Raw genomic sequence first — 20203 nt, forward strand, 5'->3', positions numbered from 1 at the left:
TCTTCACCACACCTATTTAAAAGAAACAACTAAGTTAAAAAGGAGTTTTTTCCTTTTATTTAATTTACTCTCTTTTTGTCTAGTCTAAAATGGATTTATCATGACTCTTTCCTCATACGGAAATGATAAGTTTCTGAAAATTTGATGGAGTTTTTCTAGAATAAAAAAAGTCTATCAGAACGATTGTGTTCTAACAGACTCTTTGGAGTATTCCTATTTAATTTATCTGCAGCATGTATCCATAACGAGGAACAGTAACGATCGAATCTCCGTATGGGCCGAGCTTCTTTCTAAGACGGTAAACAAGAGCATTGATCTCATCGTTACCAACGTCAGGGATGTCGTTTGAACCAGCAACCATTCTCTCTGGCCATATTTGAATCTTTATTTCGTCACTGCTGACTGCCTGATTCTTTTTTCGATACAAAAATACAAGAAGGTCCGTGTGTTTTCCTGACAGAAATAATGGCTCACCATCAATCGAGATTTGGCGGCGTTCAGGAATGATATGCAACCCACTTGTTATCTGTGATCCTGCAGGTTGAATAGGTGAAGTAAACTCCATCGTAAGATCTGATTGATCCGCTTCAGTATTCAGGTAGGTTAACAGAATAACTCCCTTTGCCAAGCTGATCACATCTCCAGATTGAAGCTGTTTCGGCATATGTGGCTCGAGAAGCTGATTATTGAGCGCCGTTCCGTGCTTTGAATCTAGATCACGAATAAAAGATACCCCGTCTTGCATGTAAATCTCTGCATGCTTTCGGGAAACGTATGGACTTATAAATGACACATCTGTTTCATTCGTTTGAGAAGAACGGCCGAAGACAAGTACTTCTCCCTCAGGTTTCAATGGCATGAGGCTTCCCGTGTCATAAGGATCCCCAGCTTCTATGCGTATGTATAAACTATCATTCATCAAAAATTCCCCCGTACATCCAGCAAGTACTTGTTATAAGCATTTTAAATGATTTTCGTTAAAAATAGAAGGATTATGAGGTTTTGTGAGAAATTCGCTAAGAGATGTGGTAGATATTTGCTGATTTAAGAAACTTGGAACGCTCTTGAAGGGTTGTTGTGACATTGAGATTCTGAGAAGGTCGTGAAGTTCTCGAATCGCTCATAAAACTCTCGAATCGCTCACAAAATTTTGGAATCGCTCATAAAACTCTGGAATCGCTCATAAAACTTTCGAATCGCTCACAAACCCATGAAATCACTCTATGTAATTAATCCTGAAATCCTTTAAGCAAAAAAGACAAGCCTTATTACCTATCTTTCTCTTTTTAGGTATAGGACAACCCTGCTTTTACGAATCTTAAGGGTAACACGATTGGAGGGATCAAAAATGACTGTTTTTGAAACGATGTCGCTCATGATCAGTTTCTCAATGCTCATTGTTACTATCCTTCATTCTAACAATCGCTCTCGATAAGCAGCATAGTTGGCTTAACCCCTTTTAAATGAAGACAGCCCCCGGATCAGCGCTTTTAGTGCATGATCCGGGGGCTTGTCTTTTTCACAAAGACAAAATGGCCAGTTTGTCTTTGTGTGGGGTCAGACCCCAATTATTTTTTAAGGTTGTAGAATGCGTTCATTCCTGGGTATACAGCTAGGTTGCCTAGCTCGTCTTCGATGCGAAGAAGTTGGTTGTACTTCGCAACACGGTCAGTACGAGAAGGAGCACCTGTTTTGATCTGTCCAGCGTTTGTCGCAACAGCGATGTCAGCGATCGTGCTGTCTTCAGATTCACCAGAGCGGTGAGAGATAACTGCTGTGTATCCAGCACGTTTAGCCATTTCGATCGCGTCAAACGTTTCAGTCAACGTACCAATTTGGTTAACTTTGATAAGGATTGAGTTACCAATTCCTTTTTCGATACCTTCAGAAAGCTTAGTAGTGTTTGTTACGAACAAGTCGTCACCAACAAGCTGTACGCGGTCACCGATACGCTCTGTTAATAGCTTGAAGCCATCCCAGTCGTTCTCGTCAAGACCGTCTTCGATTGAAACGATCGGGTATTTGCTAGCAAGATCTTCGTAGAAAGCAACCATCTCTTCAGAAGTCTTAACAACACCTTCACCAGAAAGGTGGTATTTTCCGTCTTCTTTGTTGAACAATTCAGAAGCAGCAACGTCCATTGCAAGGCGAACTTCTTCACCTGGCTTGTAACCTGCTTTTTCAATCGCTTCCATGATTGTTTGAAGAGCTTCTTCGTTCGAACCAAGGTTTGGAGCGAATCCACCTTCGTCACCTACAGCTGTGTTCAAGCCTTTTTCTTTAAGCACTGCTTTTAAGCTGTGGAAGATTTCAGTACCCATGCGAAGTGCTTCAGGGAAGCTTTCAGCACCAACAGGCATAACCATGAATTCTTGAATGTCTACGTTGTTATCCGCATGCTCTCCACCGTTTAAGATGTTCATCATTGGAACTGGAAGAGTTTTAGAGTTGAACCCTCCAAGGTACATGTAAAGAGGTACGTTTAAGAAATCAGCAGCAGCATGTGCAACAGCCATAGAAACGCCAAGGATTGCGTTAGCGCCAAACTTGCCTTTGTTTTCAGTACCATCAAGCTCGATCAACGTTTGGTCGATTCCAACTTGGTCTAGTACATCAAAGCCGATAAGTTCTGGAGCGATGTTTTCGTTTACGTTATTAACCGCGTTCATAACACCTTTTCCAAGGTAACGCTCTTTGTCACCATCACGAAGTTCAACTGCTTCGTATTCACCTGTAGAAGCACCTGATGGAACGATTGCGCGTCCGAATGCACCTGATTCAGTGTAAACTTCTACTTCAACTGTTGGGTTACCGCGAGAGTCTAGAACTTCGCGAGCATAAATTTCAATAATAGCTGACATATTTGTCTCTCCTTTTTAAAAGAAAATGTAATTTGAGAATAAGGCATTTCGGGCAATATGTACAAGAGTCTCAAAACATATTCCCGCAAACAAACTTATTTGATTAACGATTTACCTGTCATTTCTTTCGGTTGTTCTCCACCTAAAAGGTTTAAAACCGTCGGTGCAAGATCGGCCAAGATTCCGTCTTGACGCAGTTCTAATCCTTCTTGTGTAACAATTACAGGAACAGGATTTGTTGTGTGAGCTGTCATTGGATTGCCTTCCATCGTAATCACTTCATCAGCATTACCATGGTCAGCTGTAATGATCGCCGCTCCACCTTTTGCAAGGATCGCATCGACCACTTTTCCTAAACACTCATCCACTGTTTCAACCGCTTTAATCGTAGGCTCAAGCATGCCTGAGTGACCTACCATGTCAGGGTTGGCAAAGTTTAAGATGATCGCATCGTGCTTATCTGCTTCAATCTCACCAACAAGCGCCTCAGTTACCTCATAAGCACTCATTTCAGGCTTTAAGTCATACGTTGCCACTTTAGGCGAGTCGATTAAGATACGCGTTTCACCTGGAAACTCTGCTTCGCGTCCTCCACTGAAGAAGAACGTTACGTGTGGGTACTTTTCAGTTTCGGCAATACGAAGCTGTTTAAAGTTTTGTTGTGATAAAACTTCACCCAACGTGTTGTCTAGGTTTGTAGGTTTGAATGCTACATTCCCATCAACTGTTTCACTGAAGTGTGTTAAACATACGAAGTGAAGGTTTTTCGGGAACGCTTCTCCGCGGTCGAATCCACGGAAATCTTCGTTCGTAAACACTTGTGAGATTTGGATCGCACGGTCAGGACGGAAGTTACAGAAGATGACTGCATCTCCATCTTGAACGGTCGCAACGGGCTCTCCGTTCTCTTTTTTCAAGACAGAAGGAAGAACGAATTCATCATGAACGCCGTTGCTGTATGAATCTTCAACAACTTCAAACGGATCTTTGTAATCTGGTCCTTCACCATAAACCAAAGCACGGTATGATTTTTCAACTCGGTCCCAACGCTTATCACGGTCCATGGAATAGTAGCGCCCAGAAAGAGTTGCAATCTCACCAACACCGAGTTCATTCATCTTGTCCACTGTTCTTTGAATATAGCCTTTAGCTGATTGCGGTGGTACGTCACGCCCGTCCAAGAATCCGTGCAGATATACCTTTTCCACGTTTTGCTTTTTAGCTAGTTCTAATAGTGAAAGAATGTGTTCGATGTGGCTGTGAATACCACCATCAGAAAGCAATCCAAAGATATGAAGGGCTTTGCCGGTCTTTTTCACATGATTCATCGCATCAATAAACGTTTGATTTTCGTAAAAATCGCCTTCTTTGATCGATAGATTCACGCGAGTCAAACTTTGGTAGACGATACGTCCTGCACCAATGTTTAAGTGACCTACTTCTGAGTTACCCATTTGACCTTCAGGAAGTCCAACGGCTTCCCCACTAGCTGTTAGTTGAGCGTGCGGATACGTTTCCCAGTAGCGGTCAAAGTTGGGCTTTTTCGCTTGTGCAACAGCATTACCTTTGTCTTCATTACGGCAAGCAAAACCGTCTAAGATGATTAAAGCTACTGGTTTTTTACTCATCGGCTAACGCCCTCCAGAAGCTGAAGGTAAGATTTTGGCTCAAGGCTAGCTCCGCCAACCAATGCGCCATCAATATCAGACATACCCATTAATTCTTTGATGTTATCAGGCTTAACACTGCCGCCGTATTGAATACGAACAGCATCTGCAACATCTTGAGAGAATTGATCTGCTACAACACTGCGGATGTATGCACATACTTCGTTCGCATCTTCAGAAGAAGCTGTTTTGCCTGTTCCGATCGCCCAAACTGGCTCGTATGCGATAACCGTTTGTTTCATTTGCTCATCTGTTAGACCAGATAAACCTTTTTCAGTCTGTTCTTTAACAACATCCTTCGTCTTGTCTGCTTCACGCTGTTCAAGCGTTTCACCCACACAAACGATTGGAGTCAGACCATGTTTGAATGCAGCATGTGTCTTTTGGTTAACAAGCTCATCCGTTTCACTAAAAAGTTCACGACGCTCAGAATGTCCAAGAATAACATATTGAACGTTGAGATCTTTTAGCATAACAGGGCTGATCTCACCAGTGAACGCACCACTCTCTTCAAAGTGCATGTTTTGTGCACCAATCGCAAGCGGTGTACCTTCTGACTCGTCTGCTAAGCTGTCAAGGAACAGAGCAGGAGCACAGATTACAGAATCTACAGTTTCAGCTGAAGGTACAAGACCTTTCACTTCTTCTACAAAACTGCGTGCTTCTGTTAATGTCTTATTCATTTTCCAGTTACCTGCAATAATAGGTTTACGCATTCTTTTCACCTCTTAAAGAGTTAAATTCTTTCTTCATGAAACATTTGCTAGCCGTTGATTTCCGCTCCGGGTGCTTCGCTTTCCGCGGGGCAGGCGGTGAGCCACTTGCCGCTTTGCGCCACTAAGTGTCTCACCTGACCGCTTGTCCCGCAGGAGTCTCACACCCTACGCTCCAATCAACTTGTCAAAGAGGTAAAAAATTTTACCTCTTTAATGCCTTTCTAGCGGTCGTTTAAAGCTACAACGCCTGGAAGTTCTTTACCTTCCATGAACTCTAGGGAAGCACCGCCACCTGTTGAGATGTGGCTCATTTTATCAGCAAGACCAAACTTCTCAACGGCTGCAGCTGAATCTCCACCACCGATAACGCTGTACGTGTCAGTTGCTTCTGCTAGTGCGTTTGCTACTGAACGAGTACCGTTTGCGAATGCGTCGATCTCAAATACACCCATCGGTCCGTTCCATATTACAAGCTTCGATTCTTTAATAACCTTTACGTACTTTTCGATCGTTTTTGTTCCGATATCAAGTCCTTCCCAATCAGATGGGATAGAATCGATCGCTACTACTTTCGTGTTAGCATCGTTCGAGAAGTCATCGGCTACTAAAACATCCTCAGCAATCAGGAAGTTCACGCCTTTTTCTTTAGCTTTTTCCATGAAACCGCGAGCAGTTTCAATCTTATCTTCTTCCAATAGAGACTTCCCTACATCATGGCCAAGCGCTTTAATGAATGTATACCCTAAACCACCGCCGATGATCAGGTTGTCTACTTTGTCTAGCAGATTGTCGATTACGTCAATCTTATCCTTAACTTTTGCACCACCGATGATAGCAGTGAAAGGTCGTTCAGGATTTGATAGAGCTTTTCCTAGTACTTCAAGTTCTTTTTCCATCAACAAACCTGAAACAGCAGGAAGGTGCTTCGCGATCCCTTCTGTTGAAGCATGTGCTCTGTGAGCTGCTCCAAAAGCATCGTTTACGTACACATCAGCGAGTGCTGCAAACTTTTGTGCTAATTCTGGGTCGTTCTTCTCTTCTCCTGGGTAAAAACGAACGTTCTCAAGTAAGATTACGCCGCCTTCTTCTAGGTTAGCGACTGCTTTTTCAACTTCTTCTCCGTAAGCTTCATCCGTTTTTACAACTTCTTTTCCAAGAAGCTCGCTTAAGCGTTCTGCTACTGGAGTTAGACGAAGTTCTTCTACAACTTGTCCTTTTGGTCGTCCCAAGTGACTTGCTAAAAGAACTTTAGCGCCTTGCTCTGTTAAGTATTTGATGGTTGGAAGAGCAGCGTTGATACGCGTTTCATCCGTAATGTTCCCATCTTTCATAGGTACGTTAAAATCAACACGGCAAAATACGACTTTGCCTTTTAGATCGATGTCACGAACACTTTTTTTGTTCATAAGTACATGCAGCCTCCTGACTAGTAAAAAGTTTAAAAGAATTGCAATCCCCAGGTTTTACATGGGAAAGAGGAGTAGAAGCCTGTTTGAAACGACTTCTCCCCCTCCTTATTGTTCTTCTCTATCTATTAAAGTCCTTTTTTAGCGATATAGTCAATTAAATCTACAACGCGGCTTGAGTATCCAGTTTCATTATCGTACCAAGATACAACTTTAACCATGTTTCCTTCCATAACCATCGTAGAAAGAGCATCGATTGTAGAAGAGTGAGTGTCGCCATTGTAGTCAGTAGATACAAGCGGCTCTTCAGAGTAGCCAAGGATTCCTTTAAGGTTGCCTTCAGCTTCTGCTTTAAGTGCTGCGTTTACTTCGTCAACAGTAACTTCTTTGTCAAGTTCAACAACTAAGTCAACTAGAGATACGTTTGGAGTTGGAACACGCATTGCCATACCGTTTAGCTTACCTTTAAGTTCAGGAAGCACTAGAGAAACTGCTTTAGCAGCACCCGTTGAAGTTGGAATGATGTTCTCAGCTGCCGCACGAGCACGACGAAGATCTTTATGTGGAAGATCAAGAATTTGCTGATCGTTTGTGTATGAGTGAACAGTTGTCATCATACCGCGCTTCACGCCAAATTTCTCATGAAGAACTTTTGCGAATGGTGCAAGACAGTTAGTTGTACAAGATGCGTTAGAGATAACATCGTGGCTAGCTGCATCGTACTTGTCTTCGTTAACACCAAGAACTACAGTGATATCCTCATCAGAAGCAGGAGCAGAAATGATTACTTTTTTAGCGCCAGCTTCTAAGTGTTTAGCAGCGTCTGCACGCTTAGTGAAACGTCCAGTTGATTCAACAACTACTTCTACACCAAGGTCTCCCCAGCCAAGTTGTGCCGGATCGCGCTCAGCTAAAACTTTGATTTCTTTGCCATCTACAATAAGTGCGTTTTCCTTAACTTCAACAGAACCAGCGAATTTACCGTGTACTGTGTCATGCTTTAATAGGAAAGCAAGAGTGTCAGCATCTGTTAAGTCGTTTACAGCTACAACTTCTACCTCAGGGTTGTTGAATGCTGCGCGGAATACATTACGGCCAATACGACCGAAACCGTTAATACCAATTTTTGTTGCCATGTAAAATGACCTCCTTGATTTAAGAGAGAATTTATTTTTTATATAAAGGGAAATCCCCTTAATAACGAAATGGAAATGAACTTACGAGTTACCCAATAGTTGCCGGGCAGCTCCTTCGTCCGTGATTAAAACCTTTTTCGGACCGTGTTTCATGAATGCTGCAATCGCATCGGATTTAGAAGATCCGCCTGCTACCGCCATGATGAAATCACTATTCTGCAGCTCATCTAGCTGCAAGCCGATCGTGCGTACGCGGTGAACCACTTCACCCTGCTGATCGAAGTAATAGCCGAATGCTTCTGCAACAGCTTTTTCTTCTTCCAGCTTTTGAAGAACCGATGGGTTAGAGTTTCGACGTACTGCCATTGTTTTAGCATCGCCAATCCCGTGAAGCACTATACCAGCGGAGTGTATGAGCTCCATGACTTCTTTAACACCAGGCTCAGCCATCAGAGAAAGATACGTTTCTTTACTCAACTGATCTGGCAGATGAAGCAGCCTGTATTCCCCGTTCGCTTTTTGAGCCATCGTGGAACAAATGGTGTTCGCTTGGTTCTCAACTTTCTCACCAAGTCCGCCTCGGGCAGGAACGAACAATAACTGTTGTCCCTTTTGTATAGGTGTCATCATCTCTGCCACTGAAGCGAGTGTTGTTCCACCCGTTACAGCAATGATGTTCTTTGCTGACAGCTGACGCTTCAATCGGTCCGCTGCTGCTTTACCCATATCATTTTTTACCCAAACATCTTGATCACTGTCACCCGGTACTACGATGACTTCTGACAGATTTAACATATCCTTAAGTTTCGATTCTAAAACATGCAATCCAGACAATTCTTTCATCATCTCAGATAGCTCTACTAAAATATCATGCCCCTCTGTTGTTAGCGACATGCCAGCAGTCTGGATGTTTAGAAGTCCTTGATCTTTTAAAAACGAAACTTCTGAGCGCAGTACGCGTTCTGTCAGGTTCAAGGTTGATGCTAAACTTCTTCTTCCAATAGGTTCATGGATTCTCACAACATTTAATACGTTGTATCGCTTTCGCATCGTTTCTAGAAGATCTGGCAGCAACTTCTTCTGTATCTCTATAAGTTTTTTCATTGCACATTCTCCTGATTCAATGAGATGAACGATCAAGCTTTTAAGTAAGTTTAATGATAAACCAGTTGGACTTTTTATGTCCCGGTTAGTCATTTTTTGTCCCATTAGCTTAAGAAAATAACTTGGTTTAACCCAAGTCCCAATATTACCTATTGTAGATTACCCTGAAAGTGATCTTTTAAAACGTGCCAGCCTTCACTTTTTGTCATAAAAGTGTCAGATTTCTCTCTGGCAATTTTATATTATCAAATAGTCTCCCTACATTTCAACAACTTTTACTTATTAAAAATTAGTAAGCGCTTTCTTTACTTTACTTTCGGATAATAGTCCATAGTCAACTTCTTTTCCGTCAACTTCAATAACCGGAATCATCAGACCGTATTTTTCAAGAAGGAGATCATCTTGATAGATATCGATCGATTCTATAGAAAACGAAATCTCCTGCTGCAGCTTCTGTAATAGTTTATGTGCCTCATCACAAAGTGGACAATGTATTTTCGTATAAAGTATGACTTTTTTTTCACCCATTTTTAGTGCTCCTTCGGTATGTATTAGGGGGTTTTGTATTTTCGTATTGTATTTGCAAGCTGTTAATCTCCGCTCCCAAGAAGGTAAATTGCCTTCATAGCCCATTCAACTTTTGCTGGTGGGGGCTGAACGAGCCATTTCCACTTTTCCGACTGCCCGCCTGTCCTAGCCGAGAGTCTCACACCTTCCACTCCAATCAACAGGCAAAGAAGTAATTTAAAAAGATTTAACAGCAGCAATCTCCAAAGAAAAAGGACTTCTCCATGAGGAAAAGACCTGAGTTTAAGAGGTATACCGTTTCCGTTTTGAAGATGATGGAATGTTTAATTCTTCTCGGTATTTCGCAACCGTCCTCCGGGATATCGTGAGACCGCTGTTCTTTTCTAAGAGGGAGGCAAGTATCTGGTCTGATAAAGGCTTGGTTTTATCTTCGTTCTCTACCAGTTTCTTAATTTCCGATTTGGCGGAAGTTGCCGAAACGCTGCCCCCATCTTGTGTAAAGATTTTAGCTGTAAAAAAGGATTTAAGCTCCACAGCGCCTTTTGATGTTTGAAGCACTTTATTTTTGACGGCTCGGCTTACCGTTGATTCGTGTACACCAATTTCATCTGCTACTTCTTTTAAAGTGAGTGGTACCATATCTGATCGATCGAATGTCAAAAAATACTTCTCTTGTATTCTGACGATCTCTTTTGTTATGTTTAGCAGCGTTTCTTTTCTTTGATCTAGCGCCTTTTTCAACCAATTAAACTTTTGGAAAGAATCATCTAAAAACTTCGATGTTGCGTTCTTTCCGTTTAAAAGTGTGCCATAGCTTTCGTTTAGCTTTAACATTGGTGAGTACTGCTCGTTCACCGCAATGTGAAATTTTCCGTTCTCTTCTGTTACAGAGACATCTGGATATAAATACGCTTGATCGTTTGCAGGAGCGTATGCTGCGCCTGGGCGAGGATCAAGTGTTTGAAGAAGATCAGCTGCTTCTTCGACTTCATGAGGTGTTACATTCAGATGAGTAGCGAGCCATTTCATCTTACGCTCTGCAAGCTGATCTAGATACTTTTCTACGATTATGTAGCTTAACGTGTGTTCAAGATGCTGGTCTTTAAGCTGAAGCAGCAGACATTCCCTTAAATCTCGCGCACCGATTCCAACAGGTTCTAACGTTTGAAGAAGATCAATCAGTTCCTCACATTTTTCAACGGTGGTATGAAACCGGTTTGCCGTTTCCTCAGCAGAGACAGTAAGGTACCCGCTTTCGTCTACACTTAACAGCATGTATTGAAAGAGTTTTTGATCCTGCTCTTGAATCGGCAGAAGGATTGATTGCTTATATAGATAATCAAAAAGAGTTTCTTTTTCTATGATTAGATGCTCGAGTGGCTGATGATCACCCGACCGGCCATTGACCCCATTTTTTCGTACGTTTTTCTTTAATGTTGTGAACATGCCCTTTGGTTCTGCAATTTCAATGAGCGGGTTTTCTAACGCCTGCTCTTGAAGATATGAAGTCAGTTCAAAACTGGGAACTTGTAAAATGGCGATGGCCTGGCGCAATTCAGTTGTCATGACAAGATTCATGCTCTGTTGTTGAAACAAACCCATTTCCATTCTAGATCCCCCCTATTCCTTCATCATACTACAGATGTAAGCGCTATACATCCTACAAAATTTGGGGTCTGACCCCACACAAATACAAATTCATCGAATATGTATTTATGAGGAAGACAAGTAGCTCTTCAACCTCGCCATGGGAACCATGACTTCTCAGCCTACAAAAAAATGCCAGCACCGCCTGAAGGCAGTGTGGCATTTTAAACTTTACTATTAAAGTTTTGTTACGTTAGCAGCTTGCGGTCCACGCTCGCCATCAACGATTTCGAAAGATACTTCTTGTCCTTCTTCAAGAGACTTGAAGCCTTCTGATTGAATCGCAGAAAAGTGAACGAATACGTCGTTTCCGCCTTCAACTTCGATGAAGCCGAAACCTTTCTCAGCGTTGAACCATTTTACTTTACCATTTTGCATGGGTGTTTCCTCCTTACAAACGCGAGTGTTCGCGTTTTAACTCTTTTAACCGACTTACTATGTAAATAAAAAGGCATAAAAAAATACGCACTCATCTGAATAATTCTGAAGTGGATTTTAAGTGTTCCACTTCTTATTCAAAAAGTACGACCGCTTTAAATCCAAAAGATATTCACAACGTAAATGGTTGTATTTACTATAACATGCTGAAATACAATTGTCAAAACAAGGGATAGAAATTTTATAATACTTTTGTATACACATTTGATAGGCTATGATAGATAAAGAACATGAACCTTTCATGAATGGTTTTACGAATGAAGGAGGAACACCAAGTGAGCGAAGCATTTTCAGTGCCTTATTTTAAAGAGAACTTTCAGCAATACATAGAACGCAACAAAGATGTTTTTACGAAAACACATGCGATGAATGCGTACTACCGTTCGATCGTTGGCACGCTGATCAACGACAATCTTAACAAAAACAGTGAGATCGTCCGTCGCATACGCAACCTAGAAACCGCTTTTATTGAAATTAAAAACGAAAACTAGCGCTTATAATTCTGTAATAAGGGTATTGTTTTCTAATCTAGAGGTTTAAAATCCTGCTTCTAGCGGGCATTATGATGATAGCCCATACATAAGGTGTAAGAAGGATATTGAGCATTGCTGGCGAAATGAATTACATACAGCATATTGTTTGACCTTGTTTGACCTTTTTTGTATGATGACAGTACAGTTTAACTTGAAAAAGGAGAAGGAGGATTTCCATGAACTTAATTCCAACAGTAATTGAACAAACGAACCGCGGGGAGCGCGCTTACGATATCTACTCCCGTCTATTAAAAGACCGTATTATCATGCTTGGTAGTGCGATCGACGATAATGTTTCAAACTCAATCGTAGCACAACTTCTATTCTTAGCGGCTGAAGATCCTGATAAAGACATCTCGTTATACATAAACAGCCCAGGTGGTTCAATCACATCTGGTATGGCGATCTATGACACGATGAACTTCATCAAGCCACACGTTTCCACGATCTGTATCGGTATGGCAGCATCTATGGGTGCCTTCTTACTTGCAGCAGGGGAAAAAGGAAAACGTTACGTGCTTCCAAACTCTGAAGTTATGATTCACCAACCTCTTGGAGGAACACGTGGTCAAGCAAGTGACATTGAAATTCACGCTCGTCGTATCATCCAGATGCGCGAACAGCTGAACAAAATCCTTTCTGAAAAAACAGGTCAACCGCTTGAAGTTATCGAGCGCGACACAGACCGTGATAACTTCTTGCTTGCAGAAGATGCGGTTAAATACGGATTGGTAGATAAACTGATCACATCTGTAGATAGCACAGATATTAAAAAATAATAAGCCATAAAAAAACTGGACTGCAGAATTCTGCAGTCCAGTTTTTTTGTGGTTTATAAAACAGCAACAATTTTTCCTTTAACATGTCTTTCAGAGAGCTTGATGAGTCCTGCTGGTACTTCTTCCAATGAGATCGTTTCAGAAATCATAGCTGTAATCTTTCCTTCAATGACAAGCTGAGCTAATTCTTCGTTCATTGTTGCTAAATCTTTTAGAGCTTTTACTGAATTTGAGAAATGAGCAGCACCTAGTGCGATCTCATGGAAAGAGAGTGCCTGACTAAAAGGTTTTACAGCTGAATAATCTGGGTTTCCAGCAATAAATGCAATCCGCCCATTAAATCCGATACTTTTTAATGATTCGGTTGCATTTTCGCGGCTAACCGTGTCAAGGACAGCATCAACTCCAACTTCGTCTGTAAGTTCCATAACACGTGCATGAACGTCTTCTGTTTTATAAAAAATCACGTGATCAGCCCCAAGGCTTTTTACGTACTCCTCATTTTCAGGAGAACATGTTGTAAGGATGGTAGCTCCGATCTGTTTAGCCAATTGGATAGCAAATCCGCCGACACCACCAGCTCCACCGTGAATCAAGACCATCTCACCTTGTTGGAGGTTCATTTTTCTAAAAAGTGCTTGGTATGCTGTCATCCCTGCACAAGGAAGAGCCGCTGCTTCTTCAAATGATAGCTCATCAGGAATTCTAGCCAAAGAATGAGCCGTTGTCACAGCATACTCAGCAAAACCTCCGTTTTTCATGAAATTTCCATGAAAGAACACACGGTCTCCCTGCTTGAATTCAACTGCGCCTTCACCCGTATCTTCGACTATACCTGCTGCATCTACACCAAGGATGTGAGGATAATTCCAGGCTGGGTTTCCGTGTGTTGCCGTTTTATAGTCAACAGGGTTCAGTCCAGCCGCTTTGATACGAATTAATACTTCCCCGGGTCCTGGTGAAGGTTTTTCAGTTTCTTGAACCTTCATCTCACGCCACATGTTTTTATCTTCAAGCATTAAAGCTTTCATCTATACTCGCCCCTTTAGGTTGGTCATTTAAAAGAATATAAGGGACAGTATATCCATTTTCAACTTTCGATAATAGCAATCTGCTCAGAGGAGGTTGGCTTGCAGGCACGGTGGATTGCATATAAAGGACGCGAGTGTCTTCACCGAATAGACAAAACGGGAGTTTGTATTTGTCTGGGGTCTGTCCCCCCCTCGATTGCTTTCAGCATGGCTTTCGCTTTATTGACCGTCTCTTCGTACTCTCGCTCTGGAACCGAATCCGCAACGACGCCTGCACCGGCTTGGACAAAGGCTTTTCCATCCTGAAACACGATCGTCCGAATCGCAATGCAAGAATCCATCTGTCCGTTAAATCCTAAGTACCCGATGGCACCACCATACACGCCACGCGATTGCTGTTCGAGTTCAGAAATGATCTGCATGGCTCTGACCTTTGGCGCACCTGAAACGGTTCCGGCCGGCATACAAGACCTGAGCGCATCGAAGAAGTCTTTGTCTTTTTGCAATTTACCTTTCACGTGTGACACCATGTGCATAACATGTGAATAACGCTCGATCTCCATATATGAATCTAGTTCTACGGTTCCGTATTCGCTCACTCTTCCTACATCGTTTCTTCCTAGATCAACAAGCATGACATGCTCTGCTCGTTCTTTTTCATCAGCAAGCAAGTCCTGTTCAAAAGCCAAATCCTCCTGAAGCGTCTTTCCTCTTGGACGGGTTCCAGCGATCGGTCGGTTCTCCACACATCCATCATCCACTCTTACAAGAAGCTCTGGAGACGCACCAACGATATAAGCATCCTTTGATTTGTAATAATACATATAAGGCGAAGGGTTCATGGAACGAAGAAGTCGATACACATCGAACGGATCTGCTTCGGTCTCTTGTTCGAAACGCTGTGATAATACGACCTGAAAAACATCTCCGGTTTTGATATATTCCTTCGCTTGCTTCACCATGTAACAAAACTCTTCTTTTGTATGTGAAGAACGGACTTCATTTTTTTTCATATCCGTTAGTGGAAATTCTGTAGGAACAGCTTTCTTTTTTACAGGCTGCTGCAGCTCTTCATATGTTCTGCGAATTCTGCCGCACACTTGTTCATATTTTTCGTGTAAGGTTTTTTCATTATCATCAGGAGAAACGTGCAGATTACACACAATCGTTGTTTTTTGTTTTAAATGATCGAATACGATAACTTCATCTGTAAACAAAAATTCCATTTCATGCTCTTGTTCAGTTGGAGATTTTGGTCTTTGAACGTTTTCAAACGTATGAATCAGATCATAGCCGAAAAAGCCTACAGCACCTCCAGTGAACGGAGGCAGGGAAGAGTGTTTGGGAGATTTGTATCGTGATACGTATTCTTTCACGATATCTAACGGAGAACCTTGCTTTTGTATACTTTTCTTATCATTAAGAAAATTGATATCTACTGTCTTTCCTGATGACGACACTACCAAGAAAGGCTTTCTGCCAATATACGAATATCTCGCCCAACGCTCTCCGCCTTCAACACTTTCAAGCAAAAAAGCATGTTCTTCATGGCGAACTCTCTCAAATTGAGAGATGCACGTCTCATGGTCAGATAGGTAAGTAAAACCGATCGGTATCACATTAAAGTTTTCTTTTGATAGAGAAACGACTTCCTCTACTTTTGGCATAAACATATTCAATACACCTCTTTCAAAAAATAAAAAACCTCTCGCTTTTTACAGCGGAGGCTGATGTTTGCATCATAAATAAACTAAGAAAGAGGTTTAATCGGAGGATTAAAATACTCTCAACTCAGCTCAAACTATGCTCTCTTTTCTCCACTCATCTCAACTCTTACTATTCTCCTGATTAGTGATTAATATAAAGGGTTACCCCCATGTTGTCAACTCTCATTTAAGGAGAGATCTCAGTTTAAAGTGAGCTGTTTTTAATGTAGTGAATCGCATGATTGAAAATGTTTTTTCGTCATGGTCATTTATCGATAAAAGGAGTGACGAATCACCCACACCCAACACACGCTAAAAAATAAGATGAGGCTGAATATGATTGTAATCATAAAGGCAAGGCCAAGAAACAGTCCTGAACTTGCTGGACCTAGCAGCGAAAATCCTGCCAATGCCAAAGGATATAGAAATATAAAGATCAGCATCAAAACCCAAAAGATCAAACGTGCCGTACTTCTTCGAGGTTTAATCAAGTAAAGTGTCAAAAGGATATTTACAATCGTTAATCCTGCGGCAAACGACCAGTCATGCATGAAACTTGTATGATGCAAAATAATCGCCTCCCTTTTCCTCTTTAACAGTATATAGAGTGAACGGTGTGGGCCAACCCTTAAAAATTGAAAAAACCACTGAATTGTCCTTATGGAATGGACAAATCAGCGGTTTTGTAATTGTATGGGGTCAGACCCCCGTTATTCTGCTTTAGAAACAAATGCAGTTAGGGCTTCAATTGCTTCGTTCTCATCAGGTCCATCAACAGCTAGTACAAGTTCACTGCCAGATCCTACAGCTAAGCTCATGATTCCCATGATGCTCTTTGCGTTGACTTTCTTGCCTTCCTTCTCAACAAATACATCAGATGTGTAACGGTTTGCTTCTTGGACGAACAATGCCGCAGGGCGTGCTTGCAGTCCACTCTTCAAGTGCACGGTTACTTTCTTTTCAACCATTCTACCTTACCTCCTCTAACCTTATCTCTCTATGGAACATCAATGGATGGGTTGACCGTTTCTAATTTTCGTTGCGATCTCATCAATCTTGCGTAATCGGTGGTTAACACCTGATTTACTAACAGGGCCAGATGATACCATCTCGCCAAGCTCTTTGAGGGTAATTTCTTGATGTGTGACTCTCAGTTGCGCTATCTCGCGCAGCTTATCTGGAAGTGTTTCAAGTCCTACCTGTTCGTCGATAAACTTAATGTTCTCGACCTGTCTCATAGCAGCCCCTACAGTTTTGTTGAGGTTCGCTGTCTCACAGTTTACGAGTCGGTTCACTGAGTTACGCATATCTTTTAAGATTCTAATATCTTCAAAAAATAATACCGCGTGATGAGCGCCTATCAGTGTCAGGAACTCTGAAATCTTTTCGCCATCTTTTAAATAGATAATATAACCTTTTTTGCGTTCTAGAACTTTTGCTTTAAGTTCAAATTTGTTCATCAGTTCAGCTAATGCAACCGTATGCTCTTCATACATAGAGAATATCTCTAGATGATAGCTTGTCTCTGGGTGGTTTACAGACCCACCTGCTAAGAACGCACCTCTCATGTATGCACGGCGGCAGCAGCTCTTCTTATTAAATTCCTCTGCAATGTTGCGGGTAAACGTAAAAGCTCCGTCAATAATCTTCAAATCTTCCAACAATGCTCTTGATTCTTCTGAAACACGTACAATGTAGACATTATTCTTTTTCAAGCGCATCTTTTTTCGTACTAATAGCTCTACGTGATAAGGATATACACGTTTGATCAACGTATAGATTCTTCTTGCAATAGCAGCATTTTCAGTTGGGATATCCAGAATCAATTTTCTGTTGCTGAAAGAGATGGAACCATTCATTCGAATCAAGGCAGCTAACTCTGCTTTTTTACAGCAATCTTTCAGTTCGAGCTGCGTTAATTCCTTTTTTGTATCTGCAGCAAAAGACACCTGCATCACCACCTCTCTTCCATCCATTTCAATCCGTATTCTATTTTTCAATAAGTCCTAACAATAAGTCAGAAACACGCTGTGCATCATGTCTGACAAGCGTTCCGTACTGAATGATGTTATCACATAACAAACCGATACCGAACGACTTTAACCGTTCCTCATCATACGTAACTTGCGATGCGCCTTCTTCCAAGTATAGATCCAGGTATTCTGAAGGAATCTTTTCATTGTTCGCTATGACAACATCGATAAAGTTATGGCCCACATGATCGATCAATGCCTGAATGTGATCACCAGCCGTGTAACCTGTAGTCTCACCAGGCTGTGTCATGACATTGCATACATAAACTCTAGGAGCCGTTGCCTCACGGATGCTCGTAGAAATTCCGTTCACAAGAAGGTTCGGCAAGATGCTCGTGTACAAACTTCCTGGTCCGATCACGATCAGATCCGCTTCTTGAATCGCTTTCACACTTTCACGAAGAGGCTCGATCTTTTCATCAGATAAAAAGACGCGTTTAATTTTCTTATTCGACAGCGGGATCTTAGATTCCCCCTGAACAATCGTCCCATCTTCTAACTCGGCACATAAAATAATACTGTTTTTCGCTGCAGGTAGTACTTGTCCTCTTACGTTTAACACGCGGCTAAGTTCCCGAATTCCTGTTAAAAAATCTCCAGTAATATCGTGCATGGCAGCAAGAAGCAAGTTTCCAAGCGAATGTCCCGTAATCCCGTCGCCCACTTTAAACCTATGCTGAAACATTTTTTCTACAAGCGGTTCCACTTCAGAAAGTGCGGCGATCACGTTTCTCACATCACCGGGAGGAGGCATATCGTAATCTCTCCTCAACCTTCCAGAGCTGCCGCCGTCATCTGCAACCGTAACGATAGCAGTGATATCAACTGGATAGCGCTTTAAACCGCGGAGAAGAACAGAAAGACCTGTTCCTCCGCCAAGCACTACCACTTTCGGCTGCTTTTTCATTTAAACTTTATCCTTTCCCATATCTCTGTGAGAGCTGAATGTCACATATTCTTTGGAAAGTGCATTTCCGATATATTCAGCTAGAGCTACAGAACGATGTTTTCCGCCTGTACATCCGATCCCGATGATCAGCTGGCTCTTGCCTTCTCTTTTATATTGAGGAATCATGAATTGAAGAAGATCGAGCAGCTTTTCTAAAAACTTATTCGTTTCAGGCCACTTCAGTACATACTCGGAAATATCTGCTTCAAGCCCTGTTCGCGGTCTCATATGCTCAATATAATGAGGATTTGGTAGGAAACGAACGTCGAACACTAAGTCAGCGTCGATCGGCATCCCATATTTAAATCCAAATGACATCACGTTGATCGTGAACGGATGAGCGGCATTTGCAGAAAAGCGCTGAATGATACGTTCACGTAATTGAAGAGGCTTTAAGTCAGATGTATCTAAGACTTGCTGTGCTCTTCCTTTTAGTTCTTCAAGCATCTCACGCTCTTGAGTAATTCCTTGAAGCGGGTTTCCACTCTTCGCCAGGGGATGAGAACGTCGTGTTTCTTTATATCTGCGCACAAGTGTTGCATCCTTACAATCCAAATATAAAATCTGTGGCTGAACATCCGATGAGAGCGCAAGTTGATCGAGCGTCGAAAACAACTGATCAAAAAACTCACGACCACGAAGGTCCATAACAAGCGCCACCTTGTTCAGCTTGCCAGCAGATTCTTGCATTAATTCTACAAATTTAGGGAGTAGTGCAGGTGGTAAATTATCTACACAGAAAAAGCCTAAATCTTCAAAGCTCTGCATGGCTACCGTCTTCCCGGCCCCTGACATTCCTGTAATAATCACCATTTGTACATCATGTCTTTCCATGCCATTTCCCCCCAGTTAGCTATGTTCCATTTTTATGCGACCCGTCTTAACTTATGCTGGGTCTAAACGATAAGAAAGCAGTTCAAAATCAGGTGTATACGTAAATGTGCCAAATATCATGTTGCTGCCACTCGTCATATAATCAAGAATGTGGTGATCTCCTGGCGCCATCGGAAGTTCACGTACTTCTTCAACCGGCTTCCATGACAAAATCCCTTCTTCACATTCATCTAATGCAACACCTTCTGAGTCTGTTGCAAAAAAGGTAAACATCATCCACTCAGAGACGATTTTGTCTCCTTCTTTTATAATAAAATTAAACACACCTTTAAGCTGCGGATTCTTCAGATAGATTCCCGTTTCTTCACGGTACTCGCGTATAACAGAATCACGGATCGATTCGGTAGACTCCATCTTTCCGCCTGGTGCTACCCACCAGCCCCGTCTAGGCTTTTGAAGTAAAAGCACTTGATTATCTCTTATTAACACACAGTTTGTTACTCTTTGCACTTGTTTTCACCTCAGGGCTATGTCCTACTTGTTAGTATACTAAATTATGTAACCCCTCACAATACAGAGACCTCAAGGGTTTGACGTATTTTAGCATTCTAATTTATGGTATTTTGCTTTTCTTATTATGTGAAAAAAGAACCTAATAAATTTAAGCAATAGTTTTATAATGGGCTTAGATCTGTGCGCCATTTACCTGAGAAGCTTCTGAAGCAAGTACTCCGTTCACTATGTTCGCTTGTTTAAAACGAGCATCCTTAAACTAAAAGCTATCTTTCAGGCATTTCGTCTTCTTTAGCAAAGTTGATTGTAGTGCAAGGTGTGA

Annotated in this window: 21 protein-coding genes; 3 read left to right on the forward strand and 18 right to left on the reverse strand. The window is 41.9% G+C overall.

The features are described from left to right. Nucleotides 1-217 precede the first annotated feature (217 nt). Nucleotides 218-919: an FHA domain-containing protein gene (locus tag H9648_RS02705; RefSeq protein ID WP_191752232.1), complete on the reverse strand. Its 702-nt coding sequence runs from the start codon at nt 917-919 to the stop codon at nt 218-220. A 429-nt stretch (nt 920-1348) separates the two neighbouring features. On the opposite strand from H9648_RS02705, the gene H9648_RS21050 reads away from it, so the two are divergent. Further along, entirely contained in the window at nt 1349-1435 is an 87-nt protein-coding gene (locus tag H9648_RS21050) for a putative holin-like toxin (RefSeq protein WP_225218726.1), read from the forward strand. Nucleotides 1436-1568: 133 nt separating this feature from the next. Here H9648_RS21050 and eno read toward each other — a convergent pair whose 3' ends face one another. The 9 genes from eno to cspD form a co-directional block, all read right to left on the reverse strand. Then, on the reverse strand, nt 1569-2861 hold the full coding sequence (gene eno / locus H9648_RS02710; RefSeq protein ID WP_191752234.1) for a phosphopyruvate hydratase: 1293 nt from the start codon (nt 2859-2861) through the stop codon (nt 1569-1571). 95 nt (nt 2862-2956) lie between these two features. Next, nucleotides 2957-4489, reverse strand: coding sequence for a 2,3-bisphosphoglycerate-independent phosphoglycerate mutase (gene gpmI / locus H9648_RS02715; protein WP_191752236.1), 1533 nt, complete (start codon nt 4487-4489; stop codon nt 2957-2959). Next, on the reverse strand, nt 4486-5244 hold the full coding sequence (gene tpiA, locus H9648_RS02720) for a triose-phosphate isomerase (protein ID WP_191752238.1): 759 nt from the start codon (nt 5242-5244) through the stop codon (nt 4486-4488). The genes gpmI and tpiA overlap by 4 nt, the downstream gene beginning before the upstream one ends. 221 nt (nt 5245-5465) lie before the next feature. Further along, a complete protein-coding gene (locus H9648_RS02725) occupies nt 5466-6650 on the reverse strand; it encodes a phosphoglycerate kinase (protein WP_191752240.1) in 1185 nt (394 codons plus the stop codon). A 128-nt stretch (nt 6651-6778) separates the two neighbouring features. Continuing rightward, nucleotides 6779-7786: a type I glyceraldehyde-3-phosphate dehydrogenase gene (gene gap, locus H9648_RS02730; RefSeq protein WP_066397583.1), complete on the reverse strand. Its 1008-nt coding sequence runs from the start codon at nt 7784-7786 to the stop codon at nt 6779-6781. An 81-nt stretch (nt 7787-7867) separates the two neighbouring features. After that, nucleotides 7868-8890 carry a sugar-binding transcriptional regulator gene (locus H9648_RS02735; protein WP_191752242.1) on the reverse strand — a complete coding sequence of 341 codons (1023 nt, stop codon included), beginning with the start codon at nt 8888-8890 and terminating at the stop codon, nt 7868-7870. 282 nt (nt 8891-9172) lie between these two features. Continuing rightward, entirely contained in the window at nt 9173-9418 is a 246-nt protein-coding gene (locus tag H9648_RS02740; protein WP_191752245.1) for a glutaredoxin family protein, read from the reverse strand. 282 nt (nt 9419-9700) lie between these two features. Then, on the reverse strand, nt 9701-11026 hold the full coding sequence (rpoN, locus tag H9648_RS02745) for an RNA polymerase factor sigma-54 (RefSeq protein WP_191752246.1): 1326 nt from the start codon (nt 11024-11026) through the stop codon (nt 9701-9703). Between the two features lie 216 nt (nt 11027-11242). Beyond that, nucleotides 11243-11443 (reverse strand): cold-shock protein CspD, encoded by a 201-nt coding sequence (cspD, locus tag H9648_RS02750; protein WP_066245685.1) that lies wholly within the window; start codon nt 11441-11443, stop codon nt 11243-11245. Between the two features lie 335 nt (nt 11444-11778). On the opposite strand from cspD, the gene yvfG reads away from it, so the two are divergent. Both yvfG and clpP read left to right on the forward strand, forming a co-directional pair. Continuing rightward, a complete protein-coding gene (yvfG, locus tag H9648_RS02755) occupies nt 11779-11994 on the forward strand; it encodes a protein YvfG (RefSeq protein WP_191752247.1) in 216 nt (71 codons plus the stop codon). 218 nt (nt 11995-12212) lie between these two features. Continuing rightward, nucleotides 12213-12815: an ATP-dependent Clp endopeptidase proteolytic subunit ClpP gene (clpP, locus tag H9648_RS02760; RefSeq protein ID WP_191752249.1), complete on the forward strand. Its 603-nt coding sequence runs from the start codon at nt 12213-12215 to the stop codon at nt 12813-12815. Nucleotides 12816-12868: 53 nt separating this feature from the next. Here the strand turns inward: clpP and H9648_RS02765 are convergent, their stop codons facing one another. The 8 genes from H9648_RS02765 to H9648_RS02800 form a co-directional block, all read right to left on the reverse strand. Beyond that, complete coding sequence (locus H9648_RS02765; RefSeq protein ID WP_191752251.1) at nt 12869-13846, reverse strand: zinc-binding dehydrogenase; 978 nt, start codon at nt 13844-13846, stop codon at nt 12869-12871. A 140-nt stretch (nt 13847-13986) separates the two neighbouring features. Then, on the reverse strand, nt 13987-15519 hold the full coding sequence (trpE, locus tag H9648_RS02770) for an anthranilate synthase component I (RefSeq protein WP_191752261.1): 1533 nt from the start codon (nt 15517-15519) through the stop codon (nt 13987-13989). A gap of 302 nt (nt 15520-15821) precedes the next feature. Continuing rightward, nucleotides 15822-16121 (reverse strand): hypothetical protein, encoded by a 300-nt coding sequence (locus H9648_RS02775; protein WP_153237467.1) that lies wholly within the window; start codon nt 16119-16121, stop codon nt 15822-15824. A gap of 141 nt (nt 16122-16262) precedes the next feature. Continuing rightward, nucleotides 16263-16520 carry an HPr family phosphocarrier protein gene (locus H9648_RS02780; RefSeq protein ID WP_191752263.1) on the reverse strand — a complete coding sequence of 86 codons (258 nt, stop codon included), beginning with the start codon at nt 16518-16520 and terminating at the stop codon, nt 16263-16265. Nucleotides 16521-16559: 39 nt separating this feature from the next. After that, nucleotides 16560-17501, reverse strand: coding sequence for a DNA-binding protein WhiA (gene whiA, locus H9648_RS02785; RefSeq protein WP_191752265.1), 942 nt, complete (start codon nt 17499-17501; stop codon nt 16560-16562). Between the two features lie 40 nt (nt 17502-17541). Further along, nucleotides 17542-18492, reverse strand: coding sequence for a gluconeogenesis factor YvcK family protein (locus H9648_RS02790; protein WP_191752267.1), 951 nt, complete (start codon nt 18490-18492; stop codon nt 17542-17544). Next, nucleotides 18493-19368, reverse strand: a complete 876-nt coding sequence (rapZ, locus tag H9648_RS02795) for an RNase adapter RapZ (protein WP_191752269.1) — start codon at nt 19366-19368, stop codon at nt 18493-18495. Between the two features lie 51 nt (nt 19369-19419). Continuing rightward, the gene (locus tag H9648_RS02800) at nt 19420-19878 is read right to left on the reverse strand and encodes an NUDIX hydrolase (protein WP_066397616.1); all 459 of its coding nucleotides are present in this window, start codon (nt 19876-19878) and stop codon (nt 19420-19422) included. Nucleotides 19879-20203 lie beyond the last annotated feature (325 nt).

Origin of the sequence: Fictibacillus norfolkensis (genome assembly GCF_014836645.1) — a bacterium.
GTDB lineage: Bacteria > Bacillota > Bacilli > Bacillales > Fictibacillaceae > Fictibacillus > Fictibacillus norfolkensis.